A 13,167-nucleotide genomic window follows, 5' to 3' on the forward strand; every position below is an offset into this window, starting at 1 on the left:
AGCAGGTGTTTAACCTGCGCGGAAAATCAGGTGATCTTCCCAGTCATCTTCCGGCACGCTGCCTTCGGCAAGCATGCGCCCGGACTGGGAAATACGCTCATGGTGCACCGCGTCGCGATCGCCACACACCAGGTGGTGCCACAACGGCAAATCCTTGCCCTCACTGACCAGTCGATAACCGCAGGTCGGCGGCAGCCATTTGAATTCCTCGGCCTGACCCGGGGTGAGCTGGATGCAGTCCGGGACAAATTTGAGGCGATCAGGATAGTCGCTGCACTGGCAGGTTTTCAGGTCCAGCAGTTTGCAGGCGATGCGCGTGTAATAGACGCTGTTGTCTTCTTCATCCTCGAGTTTTTGCAGGCAGCACAGACCACAGCCGTCGCACAGCGATTCCCATTCCTGGTGATCCAGTTGATCGAGGGTTTTGCGTATCCAGAACGGTTCGACTTTGGCGGCCATGATTCAAGCATCAACATCAGGTGGTGAAAAGGCCGCCAGTCTAGTGCCCAAGGCCTTGCGGGCCAAGCGTTGGCGACTGCCGGTTGTGCGGGACTTGTCAGTTTTTGTGGCGGCGCGTAGCTTTGCCTGTCGTCACGAGCCTTGTCCGGAAGCCATTAACGCTCGACCGCGTTGCATTCCGGTGAACAGTCATGGCTCGCCAAACCCCATCGTTCAGCGCAACTGATCCCGCCGGGTTTGCAATCGAATCTCTTACTCAAACGTAGCCAGGAATCTCTTGATGAGTGCCAACCCACGCGTTGCCGATTACGCTATTCACCCGCAATTCACCGACCGCTGGTCGCCGCGCGCCTTCACCGGTGAAGCGATCCCGGAAGAAACCCTGCTGAGCTTCTTCGAAGCCGCGCGCTGGGCCCCTTCGGCGTACAACTCGCAGCCTTGGCGTTTCCTCTATGCGCGTCGCGATACGCCGAACTGGGAGCGTTATCTGGGTCTGCTCAATGAATTCAACCGTAGCTGGGCGCAACATGCGTCGGCGCTGGTGATCGTGATTTCGAAAACCACCTTCACTGCACCGGGCGCCACTGAAGAAAGCCCAGCGTTGTGGCACACCTTCGACACGGGTTCTGCGTGGGGTCATCTGGCGCTGCAAGCGAGCATCAGCGGCTGGCACACCCACGGCATGGCCGGGTTCGATCAGGAGCTGACGCGCAAGGAGCTGAACATTCCTGAAGGTTATGCGCTGCACGCGGCCGTGGCCGTCGGCAAACTGGGCGACAAGGCAACGCTGGCTGAATACCTGCAAGCCCGTGAAGAGCCGAGCCCGCGCCGTCCGCTGAACGAACTGGCGGCGGAAGGCGACTTCACCCTCTAAACCACACCGTAAAACAACTGTAGGAGTGAGCCTGCTCGCGATGAGGCCGTGTCAGTCAACATTAATGCTGTCTGATACACCGCCATCGCGAGCAGGCTCACTCCTACATTTTTTACCGCCGTCAGTAGCCGCGATCGAAATCCACTTCCCCGCGCAACGCTTCGCTCGCCTGATACGCCCTCAGGTTCTCGACAAACAGCTGCACCATCAATGCCGGTGACGTTGGCGCCGAGCTGTGCCCGGTCAGCAGCAAGCCCCACGCGGTCCAGAACGGATGCCGCTGCGGCAGTGGCTCCTGACGGCAAACGTCGATCACCGCCCCCGCCAGATGCCCTTCCTTCAACGCTTCCACCAGATCGGCATCAACCACCGCAACACCGCGTCCAGCGTTGATGAACAACCCGGTCGGCTTGAATTGCTTGAACAGCGCCGCATCGTAGATATCGTGGGTGTGCTCGGTGTTCGGCAGCAGGTTTACAACGTAATCCACCTCGCCCACCAGGCGTGGCAGATCGGCCATCGAACCGACCTCGACAAACGGCGCTTGCTCGCGGGCAGTGCTGGCAATGCCGTACAACTCGATGCCGAATGGCAGCAGGAACTGCGCCACGCTCTGGCCGATGTCGCCCGTGCCGACGATCAGCACTTTGCGTCCGACCAGACTCTGGCCGCTGCGGTTGTCCCACTTGCGCTCGACCTGGCTGACCAGTCGCGCCAGCACTTCGCGCTCATGGCCAAGAATGTACGTCAGCACGTATTCAGCCATCACCTGACCGAAAATCCCTACCGCACGGGTCAAGCGATAATCGCGGCGCAAGCCGTCAGCGAGCAGCGGCGTGATGCCGGCCCAGGTCGATTGCAGCCATTGTGGCTGATGCCCTTGGCGCAACAGGGTCGCCAGCAGATCCGGCTGGCCCAGCCACACCGGGCAATCGGCGGCCTGACGGGCCAGTTCGGCGGAGTCGCCACTGGTCAGTACTTCCAGCTCGGGTGCTGCCTGACGCAGCAGCCGGGCGTATATCGCGTGGTCGTGTTCAGCAATCAGAACGCGCATCTTCAAACCTTTCGCAAACCGTGCAGACGGCCGCCGGATTTTGGCCGGCCATCGCGGTAAAAACAGTTCCAGGGTAAATCGAGACTCAGAACAGAGCCTCGCAGATCAGACCGGATCGTTGCGTCGCAGCAACTCTTCGGGCAAGTGCTCGATGTACTCGTCCTCGGCCGGCGGCATTTGCAGGTGGTAGCCCTGCTTGTCGAGGTTTTCCAGGACCACGACGATGTCCTCGCTGGCCAGTTTGCGCTCGGGCGACAGCACCAGATCGAAGGAATGCTTCGGCTTGCCGAACGCCAACATCAGCGCTTCCGGCACACGCTCCAGCGCGTCGCTCTTCAGCACATAAAGGTACATGCCGCTACGCTTGGAGCTTTGGTAGATGGAACAAATACGTTTCAAGGCTGTTCTCCGGCGGTGGCCAGGCTGTCGAGCAGCTTCTGGCCCATGAGTTCGCGGCGCCAGCCACGCAGCGACTCAGGCAATTGGTAAGGACCCTCGGGGTAGCCGCTTTTGACCAGGGCTTCGAGGGTTTTCTTGCGCAACATCAGTTCCGGCGCGATGCCCAGACGCTCGGCCTCAGCCTGGCCCAATGCACGCAGTTGTTTGATCAACGCAGCCGCCTCGATCGGCAATGGCTCCGCGACAGCGGGCGGCCATTGATCAGGCCCCACACTGCCAGAGCGTTTGATCAGATCAAGCAGAAATTGACCGTCCTGACGCACGGTACGCGGGTGCATGTCTTCGATCTTGCCCAGCGCTGCAAGGTTGTCCGGTTGCGTGCGGGCCAGCGGCCATAGCGAATGCTCGCGAACAATGCGGTTGCGCGGCAGATCGCGGGCGCGAGCCTCTTTTTCACGCCAAGCACACAACTCGCGCAATACCGCCAGTTGCGCACGCGAGAGTTTCCACGCCAGTTTGGCCTCGCGATAGACCTCGTAAGGGTCGGTTTCGCGGCGCAGGTTGGCGACCAGTTCGGCACCGTCCTCCAGCACCCAGGCGAATTTGTCGTCAGACAGTTTCGGCCGCAGCTGTACGAAAACCTCCGCCAGATGCACGGCATCTTCGGCGGCGTAGCTGATTTGCGTGTCGGACAACGGGCGCTGCAACCAGTCGGAACGGGTCTCGCCCTTCGGCAGTTCGATGCCGAGCACTTCCTGCACCAGCCGCGAATAGCCCATCGAGAAACCGAGGTTCAGATAAGCCGCGCCCAATTGCGTGTCGAACATCGGTGCCGGCAGGCTGCCGGTCAGGCGCAACAGCACCTCGAGGTCTTCGCTGCAGGCGTGCAGGACTTTGAGCACCGCCGGGTTTTCCAGCAAGGCGGCCAGCGGTTGCCAGGCGTTGATGGTCAACGGGTCGATCAGGTAGGCGCGTTTACCGTCGCCCACCTGCAGCAGGCCGGCAATCGGGTAGAAGGTGTCGACCCGCATGAATTCGGTGTCGAGGGCAACGAAGGGCAGCTGCTGCCACTCGGCGCAAAACTGCGCGAGGCTTTCGTTGTCGCGAATCCAGTGAATATCGATGGCCACACGGCTCTCCCTTGAAGAATGGCGCGCAGTATATATCGCCACCGGCGATTTACGCGCCTGCGAAGGGCAAGAGCTGTGACGAAATGTCCTGCCAAAGAGAAAGAATAGTCTGACAGGTGGAGACGAAAGGCCTGTTATGTAGCGGATGAGGTTCAGTCTTTGGCCAAGACGCCGTCGATCACCGCGCCACGGCAACCGGCGAACATGTCCAGATCCGGCTGATAGACCGAACTCTTCACCTCCAGCAAACCAAGCATCGAGTGGAACAGGTTGTCTTGGCTCAGCGGTTTGTCGCGGCTCATTTGCAGGCAATGGGTATCGACCGAATAGGCCTTTTGATAGCTGTCGCTGAACCACGCCAGCATCGCCACGTGCTTCTGTTGTTCTGGCGCCAGCATGTAAGGCGTGCCATGCAGAAACAAGTTGTACTCACCCAGTGACTCGCCGTGGTCCGACAGATACAACATGGCGGTATCGACTTTGTCCTGATTGCTACGCAATACATCGATCAGGCTCGACAGCACATGGTCGGTGTACACCAGCGTGTTGTCGTAACCGTTGACGATACTTTCGCGGCTGCAATTATTCAGCGCATTACTTTCACACACGGGCTTGAAGTGCTCGTATGCCTTTGGATAACGCTTGAAGTATTCCGGGCCGTGGCTGCCCATCTGGTGCAGGACTAAAACGGTGTCCTTGTCCAAGTGGTCGATAAAACCTTGCAGGCCTTGCAGGAGGATTTCGTCGCGGCATTCGCTGTTGGCGCACAGCGCCGGGTCCTTCAGGTTGCTGACATCTTGCAGCGTGACTCGATCACAAGTGCCTTTGCAGCCCGACTGGTTGTCACGCCAGATCACGTCGATCCCGGCACGCTTGAGCACATCGAGTAAACCTTCTTCATTCTTCGCCTTGCTGGCGTCGTAATCCTTGCGGCCCATGTTGGAGAACATGCACGGAACCGATACGGCCGTTTCTGTCCCACAGGAATGCACATCAGTGAAGGCGATCAGCCCGGCTTCCTTGTCGAGTTGCGGCGTGGTATCGCGGTTATAACCAAGGATGCCGAAGTTCTCCGCTCGAGCACTTTCCCCCACCACCAGCACCGTCAGGGATTTACGCGGTTGAAGCTTCACCTCAGGATTGCGCTCGGCGTCCTCACCGATCTTGATGAATGGCTGCCGCGCCGAGGCCACTTGCTCACGTAGATAACCCGCCGAAGCACCGATGTAATTACTGGGCACCAGCATCAGACGAATTTCGTGATGGTTGCGAAACAGTGAAGATAAACCCTGATAGTTGGCCAGCGCCACCCCGCCAATCACCGCCACCGAAGCAACACCGACAATAACTTTGCTGATCAACTCACGGTGCCAACGACGATAGTTGACTGGAACTTTCCACAACAACCAGGACGGTAATACACCGAGCAACAGAATATAAGCAAACAACTTCAGCGAGAGCAGATCACGCACTTCCGTTGCATTGGTTTCGGCAAAGTTGCGAAACATGCCGGCATCGATCATGACGCCATACTGACTCATGAAATAAGCCACCCCGGCGCTGATCAGAAATATCAGCGTCAACAGCGGTTTGAGCAACGGCCGAAAAGCCAGAACCGTCAGCACGATATTGAATGCCGCAAGGATCATCACCCCGAACGCCACGCGCATGGCGATGCCCTTGCCATCGGCGGCGGTGATCTCGAACAGGTGTTGCCAGAGGACAAAATTGCAGCCAATTAAAAGAAAGGCACTGGCAATCAACGTCACCCATTCCGGGCGTACGGCTTTTAACTTCAACATAGAAAGGGCGATTCCTGAAAAGAAGAGCCTCGGTCCATGAAAGAAATTTCAATTGTGAAAATTTCATTAACTAAGGCACGAGAAACTTTAAGCAGGCAACCATCAATTTTTTGTGAAAAAGACGCCAACGATTAGTTGGCTGTTGGCAATCCGATGAAACTTGTGAAGTATTTGAGAATGGTTCAGGTCTGATTCAGAAAAAACAGCACGGCTGTTTATTGTGGGAGCGAGCCTGCTCGCGAAGAGACCGGCACATCCAATATTTTCGGTGGCAGACAATCCGCTTTCGCGAGCAGGCTCGCTCCCACAGGGGATGGCGGTGTTATCGACTTTTTAAATACAGCAGTGGGTTTTCTGGTTTGCCCGGACTAGACCGCTCCGCGCTTAATCATCCGCCCCGCTCAAAGGTCTGATGATGGAAAACTTCCGCGCCACCGCTCGCCCCGCTGTCTGGCTGATGCTCGCGATCATGCTCGTCGCCCTCAATCTACGTCCATCGATGGCGGCGGTCGGACCTTTACTGTCGGCCATGCGCACTGACATCCCGCTGAGCTTCAGCGTCGCGTCACTGCTGACCATGCTGCCAGTGATGGCGATGGGGCTGGCGATGTTTTTCGGCATTGGCATCAGTCAACGGCTGGGTGAGCAACGGACGGTATTGCTGTCCTTGCTGATCATCGCCGTGGCGACGTTGTCACGGCTGTTTATCGACTCTGCTGCCCAATTGATTGCAAGCGCAGTGCTGGCCGGCGTCGGCATAGCACTGATTCAGGCGTTGATGCCGGCGCTGATCAAATCGCGCTTCACTGACAACGTCGCGCTGTGCATGGGTCTGTACGTCACGTCGATCATGGGTGGCGCGGCGCTTGCCGCGTCGCTCGCGCCGCTGGTGATGGTGCAAACCGGGAGCTGGCGCAGCGGTTTGAGCATCTGGGCGATCCTGGCGTTGCTGGCGTTGGCGTTCTGGTGGTCGCAACGCCGCCAGTTGTCCTCCAGGGTGACGGCGATAACCGGCAAAGATTCGTTCTTCATCCATTCCCGTGCCTGGTTGCTGGCCATCTTCTTTGGTCTGGGAACCGCGTCCTACACCTGTGTGCTGGCCTGGCTCGCGCCGTACTACGTGGAAAAAGGCTGGAGTGAACAAAACGCCGGGCTACTGTTAGGTTTTCTGACGGCCATGGAGGTAATTTCCGGCCTGGTGGTGCCGGCGATCGCCAATTGCAGCCGGGATCGCAGGGTGATTCTGATGGCGTTACTGATACTGATCATCGCCGGGTTTTGCGGCCTGATCCTCAGCCCGCAAACGTACAGCCTGCTGTGGCCGTGCCTACTGGGTTTGGGTATTGGCGGTTTGTTTCCGATGAGCCTGATTGTCTCGCTCGATCATCTCGACAACCCGCAACGCGCCGGCGGCCTGACCGCCTTCGTGCAGGGCATTGGCTATCTGATCGCCGGCCTCTCACCGCTAATGGCTGGAGTGATCCGCGACCGACTCGGCAGCTTCGAATGGGCCTGGTGGTCGCTGACGGCTGTGATGGGGGTGATGCTGTTGATGGTGTGGCGCTTCGATCCCAGGCATTACGCCCGACACTTTCCCTCGTCGAGATAAAGGCTTCTGGCCACTTTTCGGCGGTTTTGTCGGCGACGTCGTGTTCGTAAAACTTTCTGTCCCACAACTGACTGTGAAACGTCCTACAGGGCTTTGTCCTGGCACCATCGTTCCGCTAGGATCGTTCGCACACGTTTGCGCGGATTCAGCGCAAGGAGCACAGCGAGACGGAACGGATGCTGAACAGTAACTTGCTACGAAAGCTCGACATGCAGGATCTCATGGTGTTTATCGCTGTTTATGAGCAAAGCAGCGTTACCGACGTGTCAGAAGCCCTGTACGTCAGCCAGTCCACCGTCAGTTACTGTTTGAAAAAACTGCGCACCAGTTTCGAAGACGAACTGTTCATCAACACTCGCACCGGCATGCGTCCGACCTACAAGGCCAGCACCATGTACGGCCATGTGCAGAAGATCCTCGAAAGCATCAACCTGTGCCACGCCGGTGCCCCCACGTTCGACCCGACCCAACAAGCCGTCACCTTCAACATCTGCGCCCCGGAATACTTCGAGCAACTGATCCTGCCGCGCCTGCTCAAGCGTTTCGATTTCGACGATTTGCCGGTCATGGTCAACATGCACAAGTTCGAGACCGACGTCCCGGCGGATGAGCTGCGCGACGGCAGCCTGGATCTGGTGATCAGTTTCGGCCCCAACTTCCACCGCCATCACACCGACCTGAAATCACGGATGTTGCTGGAGGATGATCTGGTCTGCGTCTTCGACAAACGCGCCACGCCACTGGAGCCGCGCCTGAGCCTGCAGGCCTTTACCGAACGTCGACACGTGTTCCCGACGCCGTGGACGTCGACCACCAACATGGTCGACGGCTGGCTGGCGCGACAGGCGCAAAAGCGCCAGATCGTCGCGCGCTCGAACAGCTACAGCGCGGCATTGAAAATGATCACCGGGACCGACTTCATCCTCACCCTGCCCCGCCGCATCCAGCGTTTGCTGACCAACGAGGCGGTGTTCAATCACTGTGAGGCGCCGAACGGCTTGCCGGGCTTTACCCTCGACATGCAGTGGAGCCAGAGCGTGGATCAGGACAGCGCCAACCTCTGGTTGCGCGAGCAGGTGGTCAAGGTCTGCAGCGAACTCGAAGCAGCCTGAGTCCTACGCGCCGATGGCGGTCTTACTGTAAGACTCGCGATCCATGTCGACCAGCTCGACACACAACTGCACCTCGACACCAGCCGGCCATTCGCACAGATCCTGCAAGACCGCCAACAGACTTTCTGACAACTGCTTCTTGATCTGCGGCGAACGCCCGCTGAGCAGCGCCAGCTTCACATAGACGAAGGCGCGCTCGGCCATGGCGGTGCCGACTTTGAAAGTCTCGACTTTCACCGCACGACTTTTGATATCGAACTCCGCCGCGAACTGACCGGAGCCCACCAGCGTGTTGTTGAGCCGGATCAATGCGACGTCGGCGTTCAACTGCGGCAGGTTGGCGGTGTATTCCATATGCAGGTGTGGCATTACAGGTCCCCGGTGGGTTGGCAGAAAGGTCGTACATATAGCACAGCTCTGCCCTACCCTCCCGGGGACTTTCCAATGTGGGAGCGAGCTTGCTCGCGAATGCGGTCGTTCAGCGACACTTAAGGTGCCTGATAACTCGCTCCCACAAGGTATGTGATGATCATCAGGATGCGCTCAGCGGTCGCTCGCTCATGAACTGCTCCAGCCTGGAACGCAACCAGCGCTCGGCCGGATCGCTGTCCACATGACTGAGCCAGACCATGGAAAGATCCAGAGTCGGCGTCTTGAACGGAAACGGTTCCTTGAACAGTAATCCGGAAGTGGCCATGGCCGCCGCGGTGTAATCCGGCAGACTGGCGATCAGGTCCGTACCCGCCAACAGCGCCGGCAACGCGCTGTATTGCGGCACCGACAGCACCACCTGGCGAGTGCGACCGAGCTCCGCCAGCCACTCATCAGCGAAACCACTGACATTGGCCGTGTGCGAAACCAGTACGTGCGGACGCGCGCAATATTCATCCAGCGTCAGCGGCGTATCACTGGCGTCGGCGCGCAGTATGCTCGGTTGGATATGGCGCAACAGTTTGCGCTTGGCGTTGGCCGGCAGACCTCGGGTCTGGCTGATGCCAACAGTAATGTCGCCAGCGGCGAGCAGATCGGGAATCCGCCAGTAATCGACGTGTTGCACCACGAACACCACGTTCGGTGCCTCCTGACGGAGTGCGCGCAATAGCGGCGGCAGCAGGCCGAATTCGACGTCATCGGACAGACCGATACGGAAAGTCATGGTACTGACCGCTGGATCGAAATCACGGGTCAGGCTCAACGCCACTGATAGCGAATCCAGCGCTGGCTTGAGATGGCGAAAGATATCTTCGGCACGGGCCGTCGGTTCCATGCGATGGCCGACGCGGATGAACAGTGGATCGTTGAGCATAGTGCGCAAGCGATTGAGTGCAGAGCTGATGGTCGGCTGGCCGAGAAACAGCTTCTCGGCCGCCCGGGTCACATTGCGTTCAAGCATCAAGGTTTCGAACACCACCATCAGGTTGATGTCGGCCTTGCGTAGTTCATTGCGGTTCATCCATTGCCCCCCTGCTCCCCGGAATACGGGCAGTGTAGAAAGGCCTTGGGCCCGGCGTCCATCAACCTTTGCACGACCGGCCGGGCCTCAGCGAACGGTCAGCGATTTCAGCCCCAGCCCCATCACCCGAGCATCATCGTTCAACCCCAGATTGCGTGGACTGGTGGCATCGGGCAGATGCACCTGGATCGTCACGACCCGGCCATCGACCAGCGTTTCGCGAACAGCCGGGTTGAGCGGAATTTCCAGCAGATTGCCCTGAACCTGGGTCAGGCGAGTCGACAAGACTTCAACGCCATTGACACTGACGATGACCCGTTGCGTCAGTTTGGGCGGCATGACGAAAGCCAGTACGTCGATGACAATCGAGCGGGTATCTGGCGCCACACGCAGCGCGATTTCGGCGTCTTGCCCTTCACTCCAAGTGCCCCACGTTTCCGGAGCGGCCCAGCCTTTGACCAACTGCCGGCTCTTGCGATTGAACGCTTGCACCAGGCCGGGCTGGCTCAACGGAACAGCTGACATCGAGCGCCCCTCATCGACCATCGCCACACATTGATCGCAACGCTTCCAGCCTGGGGCCAGTACGACAAAGTCATCGACCCGGGTCAGCAGATCGGTATCGCTGTGAACATTCTGGATGGCCAGATCCAGCGAATCATCGTCGAGGATGTACAGGGAATCGGCCTCGTATTGACCGGCACTCAGCCGACGTTGCGCGTCACGCTGAGCCTTGTCGAGCGCCTTGGGGCTCATGCGCCCCATATAAACTGCATCGGTCTTCAATCCATGAGCCGCGGCAAAATCGGCAAGGACCTGCCACTGATCCGACTGGTTTTTGGGGATCAACGCACGGATATTCTTGTAGTGAGCGGCCGCGCTGTTCCAGAACGGATCGTGCATCGGGCTGGCCCAGGCCGAAGTTTGCGGGACCATTTTTGTCGCTCTCAACCCCGCCCAGGCAATTCGCGTGTCGACGACCTGGGTCGCCAGCGCCAGCGCCAGCAGCCCCATGGCGAACGCCGGTCGATAGCCACGCACCACCAGAAACGTAATCAGTAAAACGATGGCATAGAACACCGGCCAGAACATCCGGCCCGAGGCACGGAAGATACTCGCCAGCCCCTCAACGGTTTTCGGCAGCGGATAACTGAACGTGTGAGCGCCCAGGCCAATTTGATTGGACAACGCAAATACCGTCAGCCCGAGCATCGCCAACAATAGCCATGGCCAACGACTCAGCAACGCTTTAACGCGAATATTGCTGCGCAGCATGGCAAAACCCGCGGCGGGTACCAGCAGCAGCACCCCGAGGCCCAAATAGTTGAAGCCCTCGTAGTCGCCGCCGCCCGTCGCGAAGCCTGGCAGCACGTATGACCACCCCTCTGCGTCGAACAGGGATATCAGATTCATCCGATACCAACCGAAACCGCCACCACCGGCGCCGTCGACGATGCTGAAATAACCCGCCTGCCAGCAACATACGCTGACCAGGGCGAACAGACCGCCGAACTCCTTCAGCCCCTGCCGACGAGTCAGAGTGCCGAGCATGACTTTGCCAAACAGATCGGCTATCCAGATCAAAGCCACCATGACCAACAGGTAGGCATGCACCAGCGCGGTGGCTGCGAGCAAGGCACCCCATGCCAGTCGCCGTCGCGTCAGCGCCGGATGCAAGGCCAGATACAAAGCAGCCAGAATCAGAAAGTGGCCGGCCAGGGAAAGATGCCCACCGGTACGCACAAACATCGGCGGTGAAAACACCAGCAAACCGGTGCCCAACAGGCGCAGCACGGGGTTGTCGCTGATCAGTCCGAGCAGCTTCCAGGCAAACCACGCTTGCAGGACAAAACAGGCCAGCAACCAAAAGCCGAAATACTGGAACGTTTCCGGTAACCAGCCATTGAACGGTTTGAAAACAAGTGCCAGCAGTGGATTGGAGTCAGAAAAAATGATCGCACTGCCCAACTCCAGTCCATAAGAAGGGTTGAGCCCGAGCGGAAACGTCCAGGGCGAGTGCCGGAAATACACCCAGCCCAAGTAATGCGTCGCCGGGTCACCGTCCTTCAGCCAAGCGATGTTCTGCGGGTCCAGGGCGCGCGGGCCGATCACCAGAAAAAACGCCAGCACACCGAGCAACAACGGCAGCAGCGCGAGGGCCGGATGCTTGTTCAACTCCCTCATCGGTACGTCCAGAAGTTGTGCAGTACGAAGGTGAATGCCGGGATCGTCAGCGCCACCGCGCCGATGCCCAGCAAATAGTGGAGACCGGCCATTTGCGCAGCCCAGGCGACAAACATCGCCAGAAAAAAACCACAGACCGAAACCAGCAGAAACCGCACCAGGGTCCGCCCATGCAACCGGGCCGAGAAGCTCCAGGTAGTGTTGATCACATACGACACCACTGTCGCCACGGCGAACGCCACACCGTTGGCGAGGGGCGGCGGCGCACTGATGAAATGGATAAACAGCACCGCGACCAACGCATGCAAAGCGGTGACGAACACCCCGGTCACGGCAAAACGCAAACCCCGCTGGATCAACGCTGATTTTTCAGCTGAGGTCACGGTTTTTGCGCCAGGACAAAAACGCTCAAACCTGCCAGACGGTTCATACCCATTAACGGCAATTCAAGGCTGCAAAGTGTCTTGAGCAACGTGTTCACCAGCGGATGATGACGCTTGAGTTGCGAACGCGGTGGCTGGGTTTGTGCGCCTTGTGGCAATAATCGCAGCGCCGCAGCAATCGGAAACACCGCGCCGAAATAATACGCACCGCGCTGCACCGACAAACCGGCAGCGCGCGCCAGTGTTTCGAACTGCGCCAGGGTGTAGCGGCGCTTGTGTTCGAGAAAATCATCGTGCCCGCTCCACAAGAACTGGAACGCCGGCACGGTCATCAGAAAGCGGCTGCCCGATGGCACCTTATCGACATACATCTTGAGCAGGCCGAGGTCGTCATCGACATGCTCCAGTACGTCCATCAACAGCACCAGATCGGCCTCGATCATTTCAATCCCGCGACGGTAGTGCACGGGTTTGCCGGCGGTGGTCGCGCTGGAGTCGGCGCTATAGCTGATATCCACGCACCACGCCTCACTGGCTGCGGTGTGGGTCAGCAGATGATGCGAGAAAAACCCCGAGCCCGCGCCGACATCGAGGATTCGCCTGATTGGCACATCACCCAGCAATCGCGTGGTGGCTGCAGCTTTGGAGCAGTAATACCAATGCTCGTTGATGCTATCGCCGAGGATATCGGTTTCCTTGAGATCCATG

The 13,167-nt window shown here is 58.7% G+C and carries 13 protein-coding genes; 3 read left to right on the top strand and 10 right to left on the bottom strand.

Annotated elements, in window-relative coordinates; translation table 11 throughout:
- Positions 1–9: 9 nt before the first annotated feature.
- Positions 10–459, bottom strand: a complete 450-nt coding sequence (locus GTU76_RS17615; protein ID WP_016984673.1) for a YcgN family cysteine cluster protein — start codon at positions 457–459, stop codon at positions 10–12.
- 280 nt (positions 460–739) lie between these two features.
- Between GTU76_RS17615 and GTU76_RS17620 the strand changes: the two genes are divergently transcribed.
- Positions 740–1,333: a nitroreductase family protein gene (locus GTU76_RS17620; protein WP_016984674.1), complete on the top strand. Its 594-nt coding sequence runs from the start codon at positions 740–742 to the stop codon at positions 1,331–1,333.
- Between the two features lie 121 nt (positions 1,334–1,454).
- Here GTU76_RS17620 and GTU76_RS17625 read toward each other — a convergent pair whose 3' ends face one another.
- From GTU76_RS17625 to GTU76_RS17640, 4 genes are all read right to left on the bottom strand, one after another.
- Positions 1,455–2,387 (bottom strand): D-2-hydroxyacid dehydrogenase, encoded by a 933-nt coding sequence (locus GTU76_RS17625; protein WP_175555083.1) that lies wholly within the window; start codon positions 2,385–2,387, stop codon positions 1,455–1,457.
- Between the two features lie 105 nt (positions 2,388–2,492).
- Positions 2,493–2,786 carry a YcgL domain-containing protein gene (locus GTU76_RS17630; protein ID WP_007911350.1) on the bottom strand — a complete coding sequence of 98 codons (294 nt, stop codon included), beginning with the start codon at positions 2,784–2,786 and terminating at the stop codon, positions 2,493–2,495.
- Positions 2,783–3,916: a ribonuclease D gene (gene rnd, locus GTU76_RS17635; protein WP_180699204.1), complete on the bottom strand. Its 1,134-nt coding sequence runs from the start codon at positions 3,914–3,916 to the stop codon at positions 2,783–2,785. Before rnd ends, GTU76_RS17630 begins: the two co-directional genes overlap by 4 nt.
- Positions 3,917–4,068: 152 nt before the next feature.
- Positions 4,069–5,718 (bottom strand): phosphoethanolamine transferase, encoded by a 1,650-nt coding sequence (locus tag GTU76_RS17640; protein ID WP_180699205.1) that lies wholly within the window; start codon positions 5,716–5,718, stop codon positions 4,069–4,071.
- 415 nt (positions 5,719–6,133) lie between these two features.
- On the opposite strand from GTU76_RS17640, the gene GTU76_RS17645 reads away from it, so the two are divergent.
- On the top strand, positions 6,134–7,327 hold the full coding sequence (locus tag GTU76_RS17645) for a cyanate transporter (RefSeq protein WP_180699206.1): 1,194 nt from the start codon (positions 6,134–6,136) through the stop codon (positions 7,325–7,327).
- Positions 7,328–7,503: 176 nt separating this feature from the next.
- A complete protein-coding gene (locus GTU76_RS17650) occupies positions 7,504–8,439 on the top strand; it encodes a LysR family transcriptional regulator (RefSeq protein WP_016984678.1) in 936 nt (311 codons plus the stop codon).
- A 3-nt stretch (positions 8,440–8,442) separates the two neighbouring features.
- Here the strand turns inward: GTU76_RS17650 and GTU76_RS17655 are convergent, their stop codons facing one another.
- From GTU76_RS17655 to GTU76_RS17675, 5 genes are all read right to left on the bottom strand, one after another.
- Positions 8,443–8,808 (bottom strand): 5-carboxymethyl-2-hydroxymuconate Delta-isomerase, encoded by a 366-nt coding sequence (locus tag GTU76_RS17655; RefSeq protein WP_016984679.1) that lies wholly within the window; start codon positions 8,806–8,808, stop codon positions 8,443–8,445.
- A 163-nt stretch (positions 8,809–8,971) separates the two neighbouring features.
- Positions 8,972–9,892, bottom strand: a complete 921-nt coding sequence (locus GTU76_RS17660; RefSeq protein WP_016984680.1) for a LysR substrate-binding domain-containing protein — start codon at positions 9,890–9,892, stop codon at positions 8,972–8,974.
- 87 nt (positions 9,893–9,979) lie between these two features.
- Entirely contained in the window at positions 9,980–12,076 is a 2,097-nt protein-coding gene (locus tag GTU76_RS17665; protein WP_180699207.1) for a DUF6311 domain-containing protein, read from the bottom strand.
- A complete protein-coding gene (locus GTU76_RS17670; protein WP_175555088.1) occupies positions 12,073–12,459 on the bottom strand; it encodes a GtrA family protein in 387 nt (128 codons plus the stop codon). Before GTU76_RS17670 ends, GTU76_RS17665 begins: the two co-directional genes overlap by 4 nt.
- A complete protein-coding gene (locus GTU76_RS17675; RefSeq protein WP_180699208.1) occupies positions 12,456–13,166 on the bottom strand; it encodes a class I SAM-dependent methyltransferase in 711 nt (236 codons plus the stop codon). The genes GTU76_RS17670 and GTU76_RS17675 overlap by 4 nt, the downstream gene beginning before the upstream one ends.
- Position 13,167 lies beyond the last annotated feature (1 nt).

Source organism: Pseudomonas crudilactis (assembly GCF_013433315.1).
Classification (GTDB): domain Bacteria; phylum Pseudomonadota; class Gammaproteobacteria; order Pseudomonadales; family Pseudomonadaceae; genus Aquipseudomonas; species Aquipseudomonas crudilactis.

Bases quoted from the DNA above. Each gene is read 5' to 3' on its own strand.
- GTU76_RS17650 (WP_016984678.1), top strand. From the start codon at position 7,504: ATGCTGAACAGTAACTTGCTACGAAAGCTCGACATGCAGGATCTCATG.
- GTU76_RS17660 (WP_016984680.1), bottom strand. From the start codon at position 9,892: ATGAACCGCAATGAACTACGCAAGGCCGACATCAACCTGATGGTGGTG.
- GTU76_RS17640 (WP_180699205.1), bottom strand. From the start codon at position 5,718: ATGTTGAAGTTAAAAGCCGTACGCCCGGAATGGGTGACGTTGATTGCC.
- GTU76_RS17675 (WP_180699208.1), bottom strand. From the start codon at position 13,166: ATGGATCTCAAGGAAACCGATATCCTCGGCGATAGCATCAACGAGCAT.
- GTU76_RS17665 (WP_180699207.1), bottom strand. From the start codon at position 12,076: ATGAGGGAGTTGAACAAGCATCCGGCCCTCGCGCTGCTGCCGTTGTTG.
- GTU76_RS17645 (WP_180699206.1), top strand. From the start codon at position 6,134: ATGGAAAACTTCCGCGCCACCGCTCGCCCCGCTGTCTGGCTGATGCTC.
- GTU76_RS17655 (WP_016984679.1), bottom strand. From the start codon at position 8,808: ATGCCACACCTGCATATGGAATACACCGCCAACCTGCCGCAGTTGAAC.
- GTU76_RS17620 (WP_016984674.1), top strand. From the start codon at position 740: ATGAGTGCCAACCCACGCGTTGCCGATTACGCTATTCACCCGCAATTC.
- GTU76_RS17625 (WP_175555083.1), bottom strand. From the start codon at position 2,387: ATGCGCGTTCTGATTGCTGAACACGACCACGCGATATACGCCCGGCTG.
- GTU76_RS17615 (WP_016984673.1), bottom strand. From the start codon at position 459: ATGGCCGCCAAAGTCGAACCGTTCTGGATACGCAAAACCCTCGATCAA.